At 33.7% G+C, this 18,813-nt stretch carries 16 protein-coding genes; 13 read left to right on the top strand and 3 right to left on the bottom strand.

Annotated features, from left to right (window positions below; translation table 11 throughout):
* Window positions 1-2: 2 nt before the first annotated feature.
* The 10 genes from HMPREF0446_RS06445 (at window position 3) to HMPREF0446_RS06400 (ending at window position 10,662) form a co-directional block, all read left to right on the top strand.
* On the top strand, window positions 3-821 hold the full coding sequence (locus tag HMPREF0446_RS06445) for a carbohydrate ABC transporter permease (RefSeq protein ID WP_006703309.1): 819 nt from the start codon (window positions 3-5) through the stop codon (window positions 819-821).
* The gene (locus HMPREF0446_RS06440) at window positions 805-2,097 is read left to right on the top strand and encodes an MBL fold metallo-hydrolase (protein ID WP_006703310.1); all 1,293 of its coding nucleotides are present in this window, start codon (window positions 805-807) and stop codon (window positions 2,095-2,097) included. The genes HMPREF0446_RS06445 and HMPREF0446_RS06440 overlap by 17 nt, the downstream gene beginning before the upstream one ends.
* 27 nt (window positions 2,098-2,124) lie before the next feature.
* On the top strand, window positions 2,125-3,414 hold the full coding sequence (locus tag HMPREF0446_RS06435; RefSeq protein WP_006703311.1) for an extracellular solute-binding protein: 1,290 nt from the start codon (window positions 2,125-2,127) through the stop codon (window positions 3,412-3,414).
* 423 nt (window positions 3,415-3,837) lie between these two features.
* Window positions 3,838-5,394, top strand: a complete 1,557-nt coding sequence (locus HMPREF0446_RS06430) for a bifunctional metallophosphatase/5'-nucleotidase (protein ID WP_020991412.1) — start codon at window positions 3,838-3,840, stop codon at window positions 5,392-5,394.
* A 127-nt stretch (window positions 5,395-5,521) separates the two neighbouring features.
* Window positions 5,522-6,205 (top strand): response regulator transcription factor, encoded by a 684-nt coding sequence (locus HMPREF0446_RS06425; protein WP_006703313.1) that lies wholly within the window; start codon window positions 5,522-5,524, stop codon window positions 6,203-6,205.
* Entirely contained in the window at window positions 6,180-7,199 is a 1,020-nt protein-coding gene (locus tag HMPREF0446_RS06420) for a sensor histidine kinase (RefSeq protein WP_020991411.1), read from the top strand. The genes HMPREF0446_RS06425 and HMPREF0446_RS06420 overlap by 26 nt, the downstream gene beginning before the upstream one ends.
* Before the next feature lie 95 nt (window positions 7,200-7,294).
* Window positions 7,295-8,182, top strand: coding sequence for an RNase adapter RapZ (gene rapZ, locus HMPREF0446_RS06415; RefSeq protein ID WP_006703315.1), 888 nt, complete (start codon window positions 7,295-7,297; stop codon window positions 8,180-8,182).
* A complete protein-coding gene (locus HMPREF0446_RS06410; protein WP_006703316.1) occupies window positions 8,179-9,198 on the top strand; it encodes a gluconeogenesis factor YvcK family protein in 1,020 nt (339 codons plus the stop codon). Before rapZ ends, HMPREF0446_RS06410 begins: the two co-directional genes overlap by 4 nt.
* A 66-nt stretch (window positions 9,199-9,264) precedes the next feature.
* On the top strand, window positions 9,265-10,200 hold the full coding sequence (whiA, locus tag HMPREF0446_RS06405; RefSeq protein WP_006703317.1) for a DNA-binding protein WhiA: 936 nt from the start codon (window positions 9,265-9,267) through the stop codon (window positions 10,198-10,200).
* An 81-nt stretch (window positions 10,201-10,281) separates the two neighbouring features.
* On the top strand, window positions 10,282-10,662 hold the full coding sequence (locus HMPREF0446_RS06400; protein ID WP_006703318.1) for a single-stranded DNA-binding protein: 381 nt from the start codon (window positions 10,282-10,284) through the stop codon (window positions 10,660-10,662).
* 231 nt (window positions 10,663-10,893) lie between these two features.
* Here HMPREF0446_RS06400 and HMPREF0446_RS06395 read toward each other — a convergent pair whose 3' ends face one another.
* Together HMPREF0446_RS06395 and HMPREF0446_RS06390 are read right to left on the bottom strand one after the other, a co-directional pair.
* Window positions 10,894-11,712: a Cof-type HAD-IIB family hydrolase gene (locus HMPREF0446_RS06395; protein WP_006703319.1), complete on the bottom strand. Its 819-nt coding sequence runs from the start codon at window positions 11,710-11,712 to the stop codon at window positions 10,894-10,896.
* A 60-nt stretch (window positions 11,713-11,772) separates the two neighbouring features.
* The gene (locus tag HMPREF0446_RS06390) at window positions 11,773-12,918 is read right to left on the bottom strand and encodes a hypothetical protein (protein WP_006703320.1); all 1,146 of its coding nucleotides are present in this window, start codon (window positions 12,916-12,918) and stop codon (window positions 11,773-11,775) included.
* 91 nt (window positions 12,919-13,009) lie between these two features.
* Between HMPREF0446_RS06390 and HMPREF0446_RS06385 the strand changes: the two genes are divergently transcribed.
* The gene (locus HMPREF0446_RS06385) at window positions 13,010-13,327 is read left to right on the top strand and encodes a winged helix-turn-helix transcriptional regulator (protein WP_006703321.1); all 318 of its coding nucleotides are present in this window, start codon (window positions 13,010-13,012) and stop codon (window positions 13,325-13,327) included.
* 57 nt (window positions 13,328-13,384) lie between these two features.
* On the opposite strand, the gene HMPREF0446_RS06380 is transcribed toward HMPREF0446_RS06385, so the two are convergent.
* Window positions 13,385-14,353 (bottom strand): L-lactate dehydrogenase, encoded by a 969-nt coding sequence (locus HMPREF0446_RS06380; protein WP_006703322.1) that lies wholly within the window; start codon window positions 14,351-14,353, stop codon window positions 13,385-13,387.
* A gap of 292 nt (window positions 14,354-14,645) precedes the next feature.
* On the opposite strand from HMPREF0446_RS06380, the gene pth reads away from it, so the two are divergent.
* Both pth and mfd read left to right on the top strand, forming a co-directional pair.
* Window positions 14,646-15,206 (top strand): aminoacyl-tRNA hydrolase, encoded by a 561-nt coding sequence (pth, locus tag HMPREF0446_RS06375; protein ID WP_006703323.1) that lies wholly within the window; start codon window positions 14,646-14,648, stop codon window positions 15,204-15,206.
* Between the two features lie 70 nt (window positions 15,207-15,276).
* Complete coding sequence (gene mfd / locus HMPREF0446_RS06370; protein WP_006703324.1) at window positions 15,277-18,801, top strand: transcription-repair coupling factor; 3,525 nt, start codon at window positions 15,277-15,279, stop codon at window positions 18,799-18,801.
* Window positions 18,802-18,813 lie beyond the last annotated feature (12 nt).

Raw genomic sequence — 18,813 nt, 5'->3', positions numbered from 1 at the left:
TCATGAAAAAAGTGATCAATTATTTATTATTAGCACTGATTGTGGTTTTATCAATCATTACCGTGTTCCCATTTATTTATATGATTTTGACAGGATTAATGACTTATGCGGAAGCTACAAGTATTCCACCAACATTAATTCCTAAATCATTACAATTCCAAAACTATTTTGAAGTATTCCAAAGAGCGCCATTCTTACGCTACTTTGCCAATACATTATTTGTATCATTATTTACAACTGCTGCAACAGTTATTACTTCATTATTAGCAGCATTTGCTTTAACAAGTTTAGAATTTAAATATAAAAAAGTTGTGACATTAGTGATGGTTTCATTATTAATGGTTCCTTATGAATCTATTATCTTTACAAATTATCAAACTATTGCACAATTAGGATTATTAGATACTTATCTAGCTTTAATCCTTCCATTTTTAACTAGTATTTTCTATATCTACTATCTAAATGGCTATCTTCGTGGAATTCCAAGTACATTCTACAAAGCCGCAAAAATTGATGGTGCATCAGATTTAGAATATATTCGTCGAATTTTAGTGCCAATGTGTAAGCCAGCGCTTGTAACAGTTGGGATTTTAACATTCATTATGAGCTGGAATTCATTCCTATGGCCATTACTTGCAACAAACACTAAATACTATCGTTTATTAAATAACGGTTTATCAGCCTTCACGACTGAAAGTGGTAGTGATGTTCAATTACAAATGGCTGCCGCAACATTGACAGTAGTTCCTATTTTGATTATCTATTTCGTATTTAGAAAAGAAATTATTAGAGGGGTTGCTAAGAATGGTATCAAAGGATAAAACCGTTGTTACATTCCATAGCGGGATTCTAACAATCGGAGGAACGGTTATCGAAGTCAGTTATGGGAATTCACATATTTTCTTTGACTTCGGAACAGAGTTTCGACCAGAATTAGATTTGCCAGATGAACAGTTACAAACACTGATTCAATATGGAATCATCCCAAAACTAAATCATGTTTATGATCCACGTTTGGGATATGAGTACGATGGAGAAGAAACGGAAGAGTATGAAAATACAGCAGTATTTTTATCACATGCTCACTTAGATCATTCAAGAATGATTAATTATTTAGATCCAGCTATTCCATTGTATACGTTAAAAGAAACAAAAATGATTTTAAATAGTTTGAATCGTAATGGAGATTTTTTATTACCAACACCGTTTGAAAAATCTCCTTTTACGAGAGAGATGATTGGCTTAGAACCAAATGCAATCGTAACTGTTGGGGATATTACAATTGAAGTTGTTCCAGTAGATCATGATGCATATGGTGCAAGTGCCTTATTAATTCGAACTCCGGATCATTTCATTACGTATACTGGAGATTTGCGATTACATGGTTATATTCCAGAAGCAACTGTTGAGTTTTGTAAAAAAGCGAAACATACGCAGATGCTAATGATGGAAGGGGTAACGATTAGTTTCCCTGAAAGACCAGTTGATCCAACTGAAATTAAACCAACCAATGAATTAGAAGTAATTGAAAAAGTGGTTCAATTCCAACAAGAAAATCCAAATCGTCCGATAGCTTTTAATGGCTATCCAGCGAATGTGGAACGTTTCGCAAAAATTGTTGAAGAATCTCCACGAACAGTAGTATTAGAGGCTCATATGGCAGCGTTACTACAAGAAGTATTTGGAGTTCATGCTCATTTTTATTATTCAAATGAAGCAAAACGTATTCCAGAATTAAATCATGATTTAGAAGTTTCCTATCAAACACTAATAGACGATCAAGGGGAGTATTTCTGGCAGGTAGTTGATAATTTTGATAAACTACAAGAAGGAACACTGTACCTTCACTGTGATGCTCAACCATTAGGTGACTTTGATCCGAATTATCAAGTGTTTCTCGATTTATTAGCGAAACATCACATCGAATTTGTGAAGATCGCTTGTTCAGGTCATGCAAAACCTGCGGATTTAGACCGTATTATTGCGATGATCGAACCCCAACTTTTGGTTCCTATCCATACTTTAAAACCAGAATTACTGGAAAATCCGTATGGTGAGAGAATATTGCCACATCGTGGCGAAAAAATTGTGTTGTAAAACTATAAAAGAAAAAGGAGAACAATTATGAAATTCAAATCTTTAGTAAAAGCGACACTTGCGACAACATCAGTTTTAGTTTTAGGAGCTTGCGGCAATAGCGCATCAAACTCACAAAAAGAAACTAAAGCAGACATTCAAACAGAAGTAAAAGAGGAAACAAAAATTACTTTCTGGCATGCCTTAAATGGTAAATTAGAGGAAACTCTAACGAAATTAACTGAGGAGTTTATGGCTAAAAACCCTAATGTGAAAATTGAGTTACAAAACCAATCTTCATATAAAGATTTACAAGCTAAAATTAACTCTACATTAACTTCACCAAAAGATTTACCAACAATTACTCAAGCATACCCAGGATGGTTATGGAATGCTGCAGATCAAGATCAATTAGTTGATTTAAAACCTTACTTAGAAAATTCAACTATTGGTATCAAAGATGATGCTGCAATTCGTTCAGAATTATTAAAAGGTGCTCAAATCAATGGAGTTCAATATGGTATTCCATTTAACAAATCAACAGAAGTATTATTCTACAATGCTGACATCTTAAAAGAGTATGGTGTTAAAGTACCAACTACTTTAGATGAATTAAAAGAAGCAGCTAAAACAATTTATGAAAAATCAAATCATCAAGTTGTAGGTGCTGGTTTTGACTCATTAAACAACTACTATGCAACTGGTATTGTGAACAAAGGTGTTCAATTCAACAAAGAATTAGATATCACTGGTAAAGAATCAAAAGAAGTAGTTTCTTACTATGCTGATGGTATTAAAGAAGGTTACTTCCGTACAGCTGGTTCAGATAAATACTTATCAGGACCATTTGCTAACAAACAAATTGCAATGTATGTAGGTTCAACTGCGGGTGAATCATTCGTAGCTAAAGGTGCTAAAGAAGCTGGATATGAGTATGGTGTAGCTCCTCGTCCTGAGAAAATTAACATCCAACAAGGTACTGATATTTACATGTTCCAAAGTGCTTCTGAAGAACAACGTACTGCAGCTTACTTATTCTTAAAATTCTTAGCTTCTCCTGAGTCTCAATTAACTTGGGCACAAGCTACAGGTTATATTCCAGTAGTTTCTAAAGTGTTAGAAAGTGCAGAATACAAAAACTCAAATTCTAAAGTTCCAGCAGCAATCGCTGAAGGTAAAAAAGAATTATTCTCAATTCCTGTAATTGAAAATGCTGACTCTGCATATTCAGAAATCACTAAGATTCAAGAAAAAGTTTACAGTGATGTAAATGGTTCAAGCGTTGATAAAGTGTTAGAAGCTTCTAAAGCTGAATTCCAATCAGTTTGGAACCAATAGATTCGTATTAGACTTCCTTAATAGTAGTATTAGGACGCCAGCAGACCTGCGGTCTCATGGCTAAAATTTGAGCCTAAGGTCTCAAATTTTCCTGCAGTATCAGCCGATGTGGCTGATACTGCTCATACTACTATAGGAAGTCTTTTCTTATTTAACGGATATAAATTAGGGTACGTTTGGAATTAGACTTCCTTAATAGTAGTATTAGGACGGCAGCAAACCTGCGGTTTCATGGCTAAACATGCTACTATGGGAAGTCTATTCTCATTTTACGGAAGTATAATAGGGCACTTCTGAAAGGAGAGTTCGTATAGTAGTATTATTACTATACGAACTCTTTTTTTGTTTTATGATAGAAATCTATATATTTTATGGCTTATATGATACAATGGACTGTGACTAAAGAAGGAAATGAGGGATATAATGGAAATCAAAATTATTGAAACAAGTGATATGCATGGATATGTATTACCTACCAACTATGCTGAAAGAAATTTAGATTTAGGATTTAGTACGGCTAAAGCTGCAACAATTATTAAAAAAATTAAAGCTGAAGCAAAAGGGCCTGTTATTCAAATTGAAAATGGGGACTTCATTCAAGGTTCTCCATTAAGTTATTACGTACGTAAACAAGGTCATCATGTAGCGAATGATTTAACAAAAGTTTTAAACTATTTAGAATATGATTTAGGAATTTTAGGAAACCATGAATTCAACTATGGATTAGACTATTTACGTGAAGCAATTGAATCATACAACCATCCAATTATTTGTGCGAACATTCTTTCTAAAACAGGAGAACAAGTATTTGGAGAGCCTTATCGTATTATCGAAAAAGAAGGCGTTAAAATTGCAGTGTTAGGATTGACAACTCCATATATTCCAAAATGGGAACAACCTGCAACCGTTAAAGATTTAACCTTTGTTAGTGCTTTAGAAACTGCACAAAAATATGTTCCAGAAATGCGTGAAAAAGCAGATATCGTAGTGGTTACATATCACGGAGGGTTTGAGTCAGATTTAGAAACTGGTGAACCAACTGAGTTATTAACAGGAGAAAATGAAGGGTATGCGATTGCGACTAAAGTACCTGGAATTGATGCTCTTGTAACAGGACACCAACACCGTGTTATTGCAACAAAAGTAAATGGAGTTCCAGTGATTCAACCAGGATACCGTGGAGCTTATGTAGGTGAAATTAGTTTACAAGTTGAAAAAGAAGGCGACCGTTATGTTGTCGTTAATAGTCAAGCTAAATTACATGAAACAGCGGGAGTTAAAGCAGATCCTAAAGTATTAGAAATGTTTGAAAAATTACAAGCTGATGTAGAAAATTGGTTAGATACACCAGTAGGAACTGTTGTTGGAGATATGACAATTACAGATCCTCAGCAAGCAAGATTAGTGGAGCATCCCTATATTGAATTTATTAACAAAGTTCAAATGGAAGCAACGGGTGCAGATATTTCAGGAACAGCTTTATTCAATAATGAAGGACGAGGCTTTGGTTCTAAAATTGCAATGCGTGATGTGATTACAAACTACATTTATCCAAATACTTTAGCAGTTCTAAAAATTTCCGGAGAAGATTTACGTTTAGCTTTAGAAAGAGTAGCAACTTACTTTATTGTAAAAGACGGAGAAGTTCAATTTAATCCAAAATATATTGAACCAAAACCACAATATTATAATTATGATATGTATGAAGGTATTGAGTATACACTTGATTTTACAAAACCATTTGGAGAACGAGTGACAAGACTAGAATATCATGGAGTTCCTGTTCAAGATACAGATGAATTAGAAGTTGTAACAAACCAATATCGTGCAGTAGGTGGCGGAAACTATGCCATGTTTAAACCAGAAAAAATTGTAAGAGAAGTACAAATTGATATGACAGAATTAATTGCGGATTATATGAAAAAACATCCTGTATTAGAAGCCACAACAAACCAAAACTTCAAGACAATTATTAAATAAATTTTTTAACAATCAGGAGAAAACATTTTTCTTTGTAGCTAAGCTACTAAAGGAAGGTGTTTTTTTCTTATTTATTCCGTGATACAATCAAGGTGTATAGGAATGATTAGAAATTGAGGTGAAATGGATGCATACGGTGATGATTGTGGAAGATGAACCCATTATTCGTGATGCTGTAGCTCAGGAATTAAGCAAATGGAATTATCAAGTTGAATGTGTAACAGATTTTAATAAAGTAATGGATGATTTTGTAAGAGTGAATCCACAGTTAGTGATATTAGATATTACTCTTCCTTTTTTTAATGGTTATTATTGGTGTCAGGAAATTCGTAAAATTTCGAATGTACCAATTTTATTTTTATCTTCTCATCAACAACCGATGGATATTGTCATGTCAATCAATATGGGGGCAGATGACTATATTACGAAACCTTTTGAAATGCCGATATTAGTAGCTAAAATTCAAGGACTTTTCCGTCGTGCGTATGAATTTGTGGGGACTCAAGATTGGATTGAATATAAGGGTGCGACTTTACATTTGAAGACGACTCAATTTACTTATAAACAACAAGTTATTGATTTGACGAAAAATGAATTTCAAATTTTACGTGTTTTATTTGAAAGAGTCAGAAGCTTTGTAAGTCGAGATGAATTGATGAAAGAATTATGGAATAGTGATTTCTTTATTGATGATAATACGTTAACCGTTAATGTTGCACGTCTTCGTAAAAAATTAGAAGAATGCGGGTTAGTGAATTTTATTACGACTAAAAAAGGAATCGGTTATGGATTGGTGGATACCAATGAGTAAAGAGAAGAGAAAGTTCATTCAACAGTGGCTATTTAGTCATAAAAATTTTTTAGTTTATATTGTTTTTATTCTATGCTTATGGCTAATCTTTGGGTTTGCTTTTAATGCTTTAGAATGGATGTTGTATTTAATATTGCTAGTGCTAATTTTTTCAGGCTTATTTTTAGCTTCATGGTGTGTAAAGGATTTTCTACAGTATAAAAAAATAAAGAAAAATCCAAATTGGAAAGAATTACTTCAAAGTGAAAAAGTGTGGACAAAATCTGAACAGTTTTTATTAGAAACTTTAGAGGATTATGCCTCTCAATTAGCGCAAACTGAATTTCAACAAAGAGAAGCTTATAAAGAGCAGTTGGATTACTATACAATGTGGATTCATCAAATTAAGACGAGTATTGCTTCGAGTCAATTATTAATTCAGGCTTTACCAACTCTTCCTGAAAAGAGTCCATTAGAACAAGAGTTAATAAAAATTACAACTTATACAGACTTTGTTTTGCATTATGTTAGAATGGAGACATTTCATCAAGATTTAGTATTGAGAGAACATTCTTTAGACAGTATTATTCGTCAAATTTTAAAGAAATTTGCAACGTTCTTTATTTATAAAAATCTTCGATTATCTTATGAGTCTATTGATCAAGTCATTGTGACGGATGCAAAATGGTTTAGTGTTATTTTGGAACAAATTTTACTAAATTCCATAAAATATACGGATAAAGATGGGCAGATTTCTATTTATTTAGATGGGTCTTATTTATGTATTCAAGATACAGGAATTGGAATTGCTAAATCTGACCAGCAACGTATTTTCGAAAGAGGATTTAGTGGGTTTAATGGGAGAATGAATTACCATTCTTCAGGATTAGGCTTATATTTATCAAATGAAATAGCGAAAAATTTGGGGTTAGAATTATCAGTAGAATCGGTTGTTGGAGAAGGAACAACTTTAAAAATTTTATTACAACAAAATAAGCTGGATACGAGAGTTTAATGCGGAAAAATGAGTCTTAAAATCGCTTAAAATTTCCCATGGAACACCCGGATATGTTATGATAAAGAGAATGAAATAGGAGAGGTGAATGACACATGGCAGATCAATTAGAATTAGTGGTCATTACAGGAATGAGTGGTGCTGGAAAAACAGTCGCAATGCAAAGCTTTGAAGATATGGGCTATTTTTGCGTTGACAATATGCCACCAAGTTTATTACCAAAATTTTGGGAATTAGTAAAAGAATCTGGAAAAATTACAAAAATTGCATTAGTAATCGATTTACGTTCTAGAGCATTTTTCGATGAAATTATGACATCGATTAGTGGGTTAGATAATACTTCGTTTATTACTACAAAAATCTTATTTTTAGAAGCGAGTGATGATGCATTAGTTTCTCGTTATAAAGAAACTCGTCGTACTCACCCATTAGCTGGTGACGGGCGTGTATATGATGGAATTATTGCAGAACGTCGATTATTACAAGATATAAAAGTTCGTGCTCAAAAAGTAATTGACACAACAACTCTTTCTCCAAGAAAATTACGTGAGGAAATTATGCATACTTTCTCAAATGGTGATACTGATATCTTTACGATTCAAGTCGTATCTTTTGGATTTAAATATGGAATTCCAATTGATGCGGATATCGTAATGGATGTTCGATTCTTACCAAATCCTCACTACATTGAGGAATTACGACCATTAACAGGGCAAGATTCTGCCGTTTATGATTATGTCATGAGTCAACCTGAAACGAAAACTTTCTATCATAAATTTATGGAATTATTAGACTTTGTAATTCCTGGTTATAAAAAAGAAGGGAAATCAAGTGTAACGATTGCGATTGGCTGTACAGGTGGACAACACCGTTCCGTTGCATTAACAGAACGTACAGGAAGAGAATTAATGTCTGACTCTTATCATGTAACGATTTCCCACCGCGATAAAGATAAACGTAAAGAAGGGAATGGTCGTTCGTGATTTTTGAAGTAGAGCCTCAAGAAAAGAAGCGAAAGAAAGGTCCTAAAATTACTGTTATTGGTGGAGGAACAGGCTTACCTGTTTTATTAAGAAATTTAAGAAAGAAAGATGCTGAAGTGACGGCAATTGTAACGGTTGCTGATGATGGAGGTAGTTCGGGTGTTATTCGTGACTATATTAACGTTGTACCTCCAGGCGATATTCGTAACTGCTTATGTGCGTTATCTCCAATGAATTCCTTGCAAAAAGATATTTTCCAATATCGTTTTAAGTCAGATGATCAATTTTTTGCAGGTCATGCGATTGGAAATTTAATTATTGCTGCTTTAACAGAAATGCATGGGAATAATATTTTTGATGCGATTCGTTTGCTTTCTAGAATGATGAGTATTGAAGGTCATGTTTATCCTGCTGCAGAAGAACCATTATTGTTAAGAGCAGAATTTGAAGATGGAACGATTGTAGATGGAGAGTCTCAATTAGCGAAGCATCGTAAAAAGATTAAACATGTTAGTGTCCATACTTATGATGAAAATCGTAAACCAATTGCTTCGAGAGAAGTTGTTGAAGCGATTATGGAAGCCGATATGGTCGTTATTGGACCAGGAAGTCTGTATACAAGTATTTTACCAAACTTAATGATTGAAGATATCGGACGAGCTGTTTGCGAAACAAAAGCAGAAGTTGTGTATATTTGTAATATTATGACACAATTAGGAGAAACAGAACATTTTGCAGATAGTGACCATGTTCGTGTCTTGCATGAGCATTTAGGGGAACGATTTATTGATACGGTATTAGTGAATACGGAGTCTGTTCCAGAAGAGTATTTGAATCAACAAAAGCATGAAGAATATTTGTATCAAGTAAAATATGATTTCCAAGGATTACGAGATCAAGGATGCCGAGTGATTTCTACTGATTTTCTTAAATTAAGAGAAAATGGCGTCTATCATGACGGACAAAAAGTTATTGATGAATTATTTACTTTATTACGAAGTGTAAAACATGATTAATGAAAAAGAAGTGGGGAAGAGCAAATGTTCTTTCCCACTCCTATTGTATAGAGAAAGGAGGGTATTATGTCATTTGCATCTGAAACAAAAAAAGAATTAACACAATTAGAAGTGCATATTGAACATGCCAAAGCTGAATTAGCGGCACTTATTCGTATGAATGGTTCTTTAAGTTTATTTAATCGTCAGTTTGTGTTAAATATCCAAACGGAAAATGCAGCAATTGCGAGACGTATTTTCGTATTATTAAAACAACATTATCAAATTGAAAGTGAATTACTTGTTCGTCGTAAAATGAAATTGAAGAAAAATAATGTGTATATTGTACGTTTAAAACAAGGAACTAAGGAAATTTTAAGCGACTTAGGTATTATGGAAGGTTTTGAATTAATTACACATATTCCATTAGAGATTCGTGATAATGAAGAAAAAATGCGTTCTTATTTAAGAGGAGCATTTCTAGCAGGGGGATCTGTTAATAATCCTGAAACAAGTCGATATCATTTAGAAATTTATTCAAACTATGAAGAACATAATGAAGATATTTGTGATATGATGAATGCTTTTGGGCTCAATGCAAGGATGATTGAGAGAAGAAATGGATTTATTACTTATTTAAAAGAAGCAGAAAAAATTGCAGATTTTCTTGCACTTATTGGTGCAGCGAATGCGATGATGAAATTTGAAGATATTCGAATTGTAAGAGATATGAGAAACTCGGTGAACCGTTTAGTGAACTGTGAAAATGCCAATATTAATAAAGTAGTTAATGCCGCTTCTCGACAAATGGAAGATATTTTATTAATTGAGGAGACAGTGGGGCTTGAAGCGATGCCTGCTAAATTATTTGAATTAGCACAAGTTAGAAAAGAAAATCCGGATATTAGTTTAAAGGACTTAGGGGAGATTATTCCATCTGGTCCGATTTCAAAATCTGGAGTTAATCATCGCTTAAGAAAAATATCTGAATTTGCCGAAAATTTAAGAAAAAATATTTCGTAAAAAAATATTTTTCGCGATTTTTTTCATACTTATATAGTGAAGGACAAATTGTTCTTTGATTATAGAATGGAGGTATGAAAAATGAATCATGTTTCATTAATTGGTCGTCTGATTAAAGAGGTGGCTGTTCATCAATCTGAGAAGGGAAATTCTGTGTGCCGTAATACTTTGGCAGTGCAGAATATTTATAGACAGAATGATGGGGATAAGCAAACAGATTTTATTCAGGTGATTGCTTTTGGTAAGATGGCAGATCGTATTCAACGTTTTGTTAAGAAGGGCGATCGTTTAGGAATTGAGGGTCGTATTCATTCGAGACATTATAAGAATCGTGATCAGCAGGATGTTTATGTGACCGAGGTGATTATTGAGGAATGTTATTTCCTAGAGCCTAAGTCGCAAGACAGTGAACCAGAAGAAACGGATGAGTTTGCTTCGATTTTCACGGTTGAGGGCGAATGAGATAAAAGACTTCTTAGATTGTAGTATTAGGACGCAAGCAGCCTCGCAAATGCGAGTCTCATTGCTAAAATTTGAGCCTAGGGTCTCAAATTTTCCTGCACTAGAAGCCAGTTGGCTTCTAGTGTCCATACTACAATTGAGAAGTCTTTTTTCTTTTCTTGGGAATGACAATGGGCCGTTGAAAACGATACTTCTAATGATTGTAGTATTAAGATATTTCCTGTGCTTATACTACAATTTCTCAGTAATTACTCGCTCAATAGCTTTAATAACACCATTATTTTCATTCGTGTCTGTTACAATGTCGCATAGATTTTTCACTTCTTCTGTGGCGTTTCCCATTGCGATTGCTAATCCTGCGTATTGAAGCATTTCGATATCGTTTGCAGCATCTCCAATCGCGGCAATTTCGTTTCGGGTGATATTGAGTTTTTGTGCTAATTTTTTTAGTCCGTATGCTTTATTGATGCCTTTTTTTAGTACCTCAATTAAATATTTTTGGCTACGAACTACATAGAATTCATCTCTCCATGAATCTGGAATCATTTTTTCAAATTCATTTAATTGTTCTTCGTCTCCAAGTAGTAAAATTTTATAAAAATCTGTTGTGAGAGATTCTTCTATTGTAATACGTTTGATCTCTCCGTTGATAATTTTTACATCATATTCCATCCATTCTGTTGGTTCTTGGTCAAAGGAGTAGTAATAATCAACTCCACCTCCCATCACACTAATGTCGTGTTCTTTTCCGAGTTGAATCCATTTTTGGATAGCAGATGAATCTACAAATGCATCCATGATACGATTTCCTGTTTGGCTTTCATAAATATTAGCTCCATTTTGACTAATAATATAATGATTTTCTTCAAGATAGCCTAAGTCTTTTAAGTAAGGGCGAATTCCCGTTTCTGGCCTACCTGTACATAGAACCAATAGTGTTTCTGTATCTTTATGATGAAATTCTTTGAAATATTGTTTTGTTTCTTCCAGTAATTGTTTTTTAGAATTGAGCAGTGTACCATCCATATCAATGGCAATTAGTTTAATCATATGAGATCTCCTTTAGTGTTCTGTTAGTCTATTGTAACATAAAGAAGAGTTTTAAATATATCAACCTTCCAAAAGCCAATCAAAAATCACATCATTCGTATCAAATGCAGCGCCATTTTGACAATGAAGATTGCTGTAGTCCTGCTCTTTGTCGAAAATTTTCATCTTTTTATTGGTAATGTCTAATTGTTTAAAATATTGTGTTGCTAAGTCAGAAGGATAATAGTTATCATTTTTTGCAACACAGATAAGAACTGGATTTTTTACAGGGAGTTCTGAAAAATCTCGACATTGAATGATGAGTTGGTTGAGTGAATCACATCCGAAAACCCATTTTGCATGTTCAATTTGCCAATTTAAAAAAGGGACATGAGAAATATATACCTCAATCATTTTTTCTAAAAAAGGTGGGAATTGACTTTTTAAATAGGGATGAAGCATTTTCGGGATATTTGTTTTAAAGGAATCCAACATATTTGGAAAATAATTATATAGTACAACTTTATCGAATAAATGCTCGTTTAATGCAGATGTCCTTGCAATTAATAATCCACCTAATGACAGTCCGATTCCGATTTTTGGTAAGACAATCTCTTCTTGGTAAGAATGAAAGATAGCTTCTACTACTAAATCCCAACGTGGAGTAAAACTTTTTTGATAAGTTCGTATAGCCCTAGATTGTCCGGGGCCTTCAAATAAAATGACATGATAACCTTCCTCTAAAGATGCTTTTACATTCGTAAAATAAAGTTCTTCTAATAAGGCATCGAATCCACCACAAATGAATAATGTTCCTTTAGGTGTTTGATTCGTTTTAAAAAATAATGTTCGTAAGGAATAATCTTCAAAAGGGACTTCCTTCAGTTCATAAGGAATTGATAATAAATTAAGACCTTTATAAAAATAATCAATGGATAGTTGATAACAATCCAGTTTTCTGCTGTCTTTTGGCGATAAGAAAAATTCAGCTGCTTGAAAGTATCGACTAGCCCTCAAATAAGCTTTTCCTTTAGAAATAGAACTGTTGAATTTTTTTGTTACTAATCTGTTGCCGAGTTTATACCATTCGATATACCAAGAATCATAATTTTTTTCTTTAATTTTTTCTGTAGTAGATTGAACTTCGGCAAAATCACTTCCGCCATAGGGGCAATACCACATTAATCGTCTTGTTTCAAATTCGAATTCAAAAGTTTTAAAAAACATCGAAACACTCCTTTATAGCAATCATATCTAGTTATGGGTATAATAATAATCAGATTAAGCTTGTGAGAAAAGAAGTTACTTTGAGGTGCCTATGGAAAAAGAAAGATGTTTACGAGAGTTAGCTTTACCATTACTCGGGAAATGGAGCATATTTATTGTATTAACATTATCTGAAGAGGAAATGTATTTTGCTCAATTAGAGCGTGAAATTGGAATGATTTCAAGAAAGATGTTATCGCAAACGTTAAATGATTTAATCGAGATTCATATTGTCTATAAAAAAGGGGAATCTTCTACAGGACAAAAGACGTATTATGGATTAACTCCTTTAGGGAAGAGTTTATTGCCACATGTTTATGGACTTAAAAATTGGATGATAGCGAATGAAGAATTTTTACGCAAAAAATAAAAGCACAAAATCATGGCAAAGCGCCATCGGTTTTGTGCTTTTAAGTAGTTTGAATAATTATTCGTTTTCTAAACGTTCAAAGGCATCGTGAATGACTTGTTTTAAGGCAGATGCTGATAAGTCCATTTTTTCTTGTTCAGAATCTGCTAATGGAATTTCGATAATTTGACGAATACCGTCACGACCAATAACGGCTGGTGCTCCGATATACACATCGTCTTGTCCATATTGTCCTTCAAGATAAACAGATAATGGGAAGATGGCTCTTTCATTATTTAAAATCGCTTTTGTAATTCTTGCTAAAGTAGCTCCAATACCATAGTAAGTAGCACCTTTTTTCGCAATAATTTCATAAGCAGCATCTCTTACTTGGAAGAATACTTCGACTAATTTTTCTTCATCAGTATTTGGATTTTGGCGAACCCATTCATAAATTTGTAATCCACCGACATTGGCATGTGACCATACTGGGAATTCAGTATCTCCGTGTTCTCCTAAAATATATCCGTGGACATTACGAGCATCAACGTCGATTAGTTCAGCAATTGCTTGACGGAAACGAGCGCTATCTAAGGCTGTTCCTGAACCAATTACTCGATGTTTTGGTAATCCAGAGAATTTCCAAGTAGCATAAGTTAAAATGTCTACTGGGTTTGATGCAACTAGGAAAATTCCATCAAATCCACTAGCCATAATAGGATCAATAATTCCTTTTAAGATTTTTAAGTTTTTGTGTACTAAGTCAATACGAGTTTCTCCTGGTTTTTGAGCAGCACCTGCTGTGATACAAATAACGTCTGCATCATGGCAGTCTTCATAACTTGCTGCATAGATTTTCTTAGGAGAGTTAAATGCTAGAGCGTGTGATAAGTCTAAAGCATCTCCTTCAGTTTTTTCTTTTGCAATATCAATAATACCAAGTTCTTCAGCAATTCCTTGAAGTACAAGTGCGTATGCATAGCTAGAACCAACAGCACCGTCCCCTATTAAAATCACCTTGTTACTAGATTTAATTGTTTTTTCCATTGTATTACCTCCTTATTCCTTCGTGGAATAACTATCCATAGTATAGCACGATTTGATTTGTGATACTTAATCTAAAGTTTTGAAAAAATGAATTTTTTCAAAAGAGTATGTTTGCGATTTCTTCCGTTTTCATTTGCGAATAAATAATGATTTATATACTTTTATAGAGAGGGAAATGGTAAAAAAATAAATGTGAAAGTTCTCTCACACAATGATTTATTCGTTAATTTTTCGATTTTTGAATAGTTTGTGATATACTAAATAGGACTCAAGATAGAAATGGTGTGACATTATGAAATTAATTATTGGATTAGGAAATCCAGGTGCGAAATATAAAGGAACTCGTCATAATATTGGATTTATTACCGTTGACGAATTTGCCTATCAAGAAAAATTAGAATTTAATCAAGCGTTATTTGATGCAACTTTTACTCAAACACATATCGATGGAGAAAAAGTCATTTTAATGAAGCCGTTGACGTATATGAATTTATCTGGTCAAGCGGTGCGTCCATTAATGAATTATTTTAAAATTGGAATTGAAGATATTGTTGTTCTGTATGATGATATGGATCTTCCAGTTGGGAAAATTCGTTTGCGTCAAAAAGGTAGTGCCGGAGGACATAACGGGATTAAGAGTATCATTAGTTGTTTAGGAAGTGACCAATTTAATCGTATTAAAATTGGCGTAGGACGACCTGCTCCAGGTAGAAGTGTGGTCAATCACGTATTAGCTAATTTTGAAAAGGAAGAACAAGAAGAAATTTTATCTTCTGTTTCTAAAAGTGTAGAAGCGTTAAGAGATTGGATAAAAGGTGATAACTTTATTCAAACAATGAATCGTTATAATTAAATAAATTAAAAAAAGGCTGGAGCGAAAGTTTCAACCTTTTTAGTGCGTATATAAAGAGAAAGGAAAAGATATGTTACCGTTAGGAATTAGTAAAAAACAGATCCATAGTTTTAAAGAATGGATAGAAAACCTTCCTATGATGCAAAGTCAGTTAGTGTTAGGATTAACTGGAGCGGCAAAACATTTAGCTGTAGCAAATGCATATGAAAATTGGAAGGGCCCAGTAGTTGTTGTAACGCCAACAATGTTACAAGCGACTCAATTATATGAAGAATTAGTACAGTGGTATGAAGACGAAGTATATTTATTTACAGTAGAGGAATCTTTAGCTGCAGAATATTCCATTCACTCTCCTGAAGTGGTGAGTAATCGAATTCGAACATTACAGTTTTTAACAACTGGAGAAAAAGGAATCGTAGTCGTTCCATTATCAGGAATTCAAAAGCCATTAGTACCTTTAGAAGTTTGGAAGAAAAGTACCATTGAATTAGTCGTTGGAGAAACTCAGTTAGAGGTAGAAGATTTAGTAACGAAATTAGGACGGATGGGTTACCGTAGAGAAGCAATGGTAGCTACACCAGGAGATTTTTCTGTTCGTGGAGGAATTGTCGATATTTATCCGTTGAATCAAGAACATCCGATTCGGTTAGATTTTTTTGATGATGAATTAGATTCATTACGGTATTTCGATGCAGAAACGCAACGCTCACTTGAAATGGTGGAAAATATCATTCTTTTACCGGCAACAGATATTCCATTTGAATATGAAGTGGTATTTGAGGCAAAAGCTAAGATTCAAAAAGCTTATGAAAAAGATATAAAGAGTAGTGAATCAGATGAACGCACTCAATTATTAACCAATCAAATGAATCACCTGTTGGCACAATTAGAAGAAGGAGAGATTCCTCCTAAAATTTCTTATTGGCTCGAACTATTTTATAAAGAGAAAACATCTATTTTAGATTATGTGTCTAAAAAAGGATATTTATTAGTAGATGATTATGCTCGAATTCAAGAAAAACAACGTTCACTTCATGAAGAAGCAGGATTATGGAAAATTCATCAATTAGAATTAGGAATGATTGCTAGTTCGATTGATATGATTTTTGAAGGAAAGAAAGTGTTAAAAGATTCTACGCTACCAAGAACCTATTTCTCATTATTCCAAAAAGGATTGGGCCGATTAACGTTTGAAGCCATTCATAATATTCAAGAACGTTCAATGACACAATTCTTCTCACAAATGCCAATGGTAAAAGTAGAAGCAGATCGTTGGGCGAAACAAAAAGCTACGGTTATCGTAGTGGTGGATCAGTTAACGAGAGCTGCAAAAGTAGAACAAACTTTCCATGATTTTGATATTCCAGCGATTATTACAAAAGAAGTACAAGAAGGAATTCTTCAAATTATGGTAGGAACTTTTAGCCATGGATTTGAATTACCACAAGATAAGTTTGTAGTCGTTACAGAAAAGGAACTATTTAATAAATTAACGAAACGTGCTCCAAGAACTCAAAAAATTTCTAATGCGGAAAGATTGAAGAGTTATACAGAATTAGCAGTTGGAGACTATGTTGTCCATGTTAATCATGGGGTGGGTGTGTATCAAGGGATGGAAACATTAGAAATTAATGGTGTCCATCAAGATTACATGTCGATTCATTATCAAGATGGAGGGCATTTATTTGTACCTGTTCATCAAATTAAATTAGTTCAAAAATATGTTTCTTCGGATGCAAAAGTTCCTAAATTAAATAAATTAGGAAGTAGCGAATGGGCTAAAACGAAACGTAAAGTTGAAACTAAAATTGAAGATATTGCCGATGAATTAATTGAATTATATGCAAAACGTGATGCGGAAAAAGGATATGCCTTCAGCAAGGATACCGTGGAGCAAAAAGAATTCGAAGATGCTTTCCCTTATTCAGAAACTCAAGACCAATTAAGAAGTATTGAGGAAATCAAAGCAGATATGCAAAAAGATAAACCAATGGATCGTTTACTTGTTGGAGACGTTGGTTATGGGAAAACAGAAGTAGCGATGCGTGCAGTTTTCAAGGCTTTAATGGACGGAAAACAAGCAGCAGTATTAGTGCCAACAACGATTTTAGCAGAACAACATTATGAAAATTTTGTTCAAAGATTTGCAGATTATCCGTTCAAAATAGGATTGTTAAGCCGATTTAGAACGAAGAAAGAACAACAAGAAACAATTGAAGGATTACAAAAAGGTCAAGTAGATGTCGTGATTGGAACGCATCGTATTTTATCAAAAGATGTGAATTTCTTAGATTTAGGGTTATTAGTAGTCGATGAAGAACAACGATTTGGTGTAAAACATAAAGAACGCTTGAAACAATTGAAATCCCAAGTCGATGTTTTAACACTAACAGCAACACCAATTCCTAGAACATTACATATGTCGATGTTAGGCGTACGTGATTTATCCGTTATTGAAACACCACCTTCAAACCGTTATCCTGTCCAAACTTTTGTAATGGAGCAACAAGGGATTACAATTAAAGATGGAATTGAACGGGAATTAGCTCGTGGAGGACAAGTCTTCTATTTATACAATCGTGTGGAAACCATTGAGAAGAAAGCAGATGAATTACGTCAATTAGTTCCTGAAGCAAGAGTCGGAGTCATTCATGGACAAATGAGTGAAACGACGTTAGAAAATATTTTATATCAATTTATCGAAGGCGAATATGATGTTTTAGTAACAACGACGATTATTGAAACAGGGGTAGATATTCCAAATGTAAATACCTTATTCATTGAAAATGCGGATCATATGGGATTGTCACAGTTATATCAATTAAGAGGAAGAGTGGGACGTTCCAACCGTATTGCGTATGCGTATTTAATGTATCAACCAGATAAAACTTTAACAGAAGTTGGAGAAAAACGTCTGCAAGCGATGCGTGACTTTACAGAATTAGGTTCTGGATTCAAAATTGCGATGCGAGATTTATCGATTCGTGGTGCAGGGAATTTATTAGGAAAACAACAACATGGATTTATAGATTCTGTTGGATTTGATTTATATTCTCAAATGTTGAGTGAAGCAGTATTGAAAAAACAAGGGAAAGCTGTCCCAACAATGGAAGATTCTGTTGAAATTGATTTACAAGTAGATGCTTATATTCCAGCTACTTATATTCAAGATGAACGTCAAAAAATTGAAATGTATAAACGAATTCGTTCTATTGATAGTATGGAAACGTATCATGAATTATTAGATGATTTTATTGATCGCTTTGGAGAATTCCCTGATGAAGTGAGCTATTTATTAGAAGTTGGAATGCTAAAATATTTTGCAGAGCAATTATCGATTACTTCGATTAAGCGAAGTCAAAATTCAATCGTCGTTTCGATTGCTCAACCAGTCGCTCAACAATTAGAAGGAGTTGCCATTTTTGAAGCCCTTGGGCCAGTGAAATTACCTGCTCAAGTTACTAAAAAAGGTACAACTTTACAAGTATTGCTCAATGTAACGAATCAACCAACGGATTTATGGTTAGAACAAATCAAAATTTTCTTAGAAAAATGTTGTGAAGTTGTAGAAGCGCAAAAAGAGGAAAATGAATAAGAACAGAGAGGG

It is taken from the genome of Granulicatella elegans ATCC 700633 (assembly GCF_000162475.2).
GTDB lineage: Bacteria > Bacillota > Bacilli > Lactobacillales > Aerococcaceae > Granulicatella > Granulicatella elegans.
Note: the sequence above shows the minus strand (reverse complement) of the source record. Positions and strands in the feature narration are given on the sequence as shown.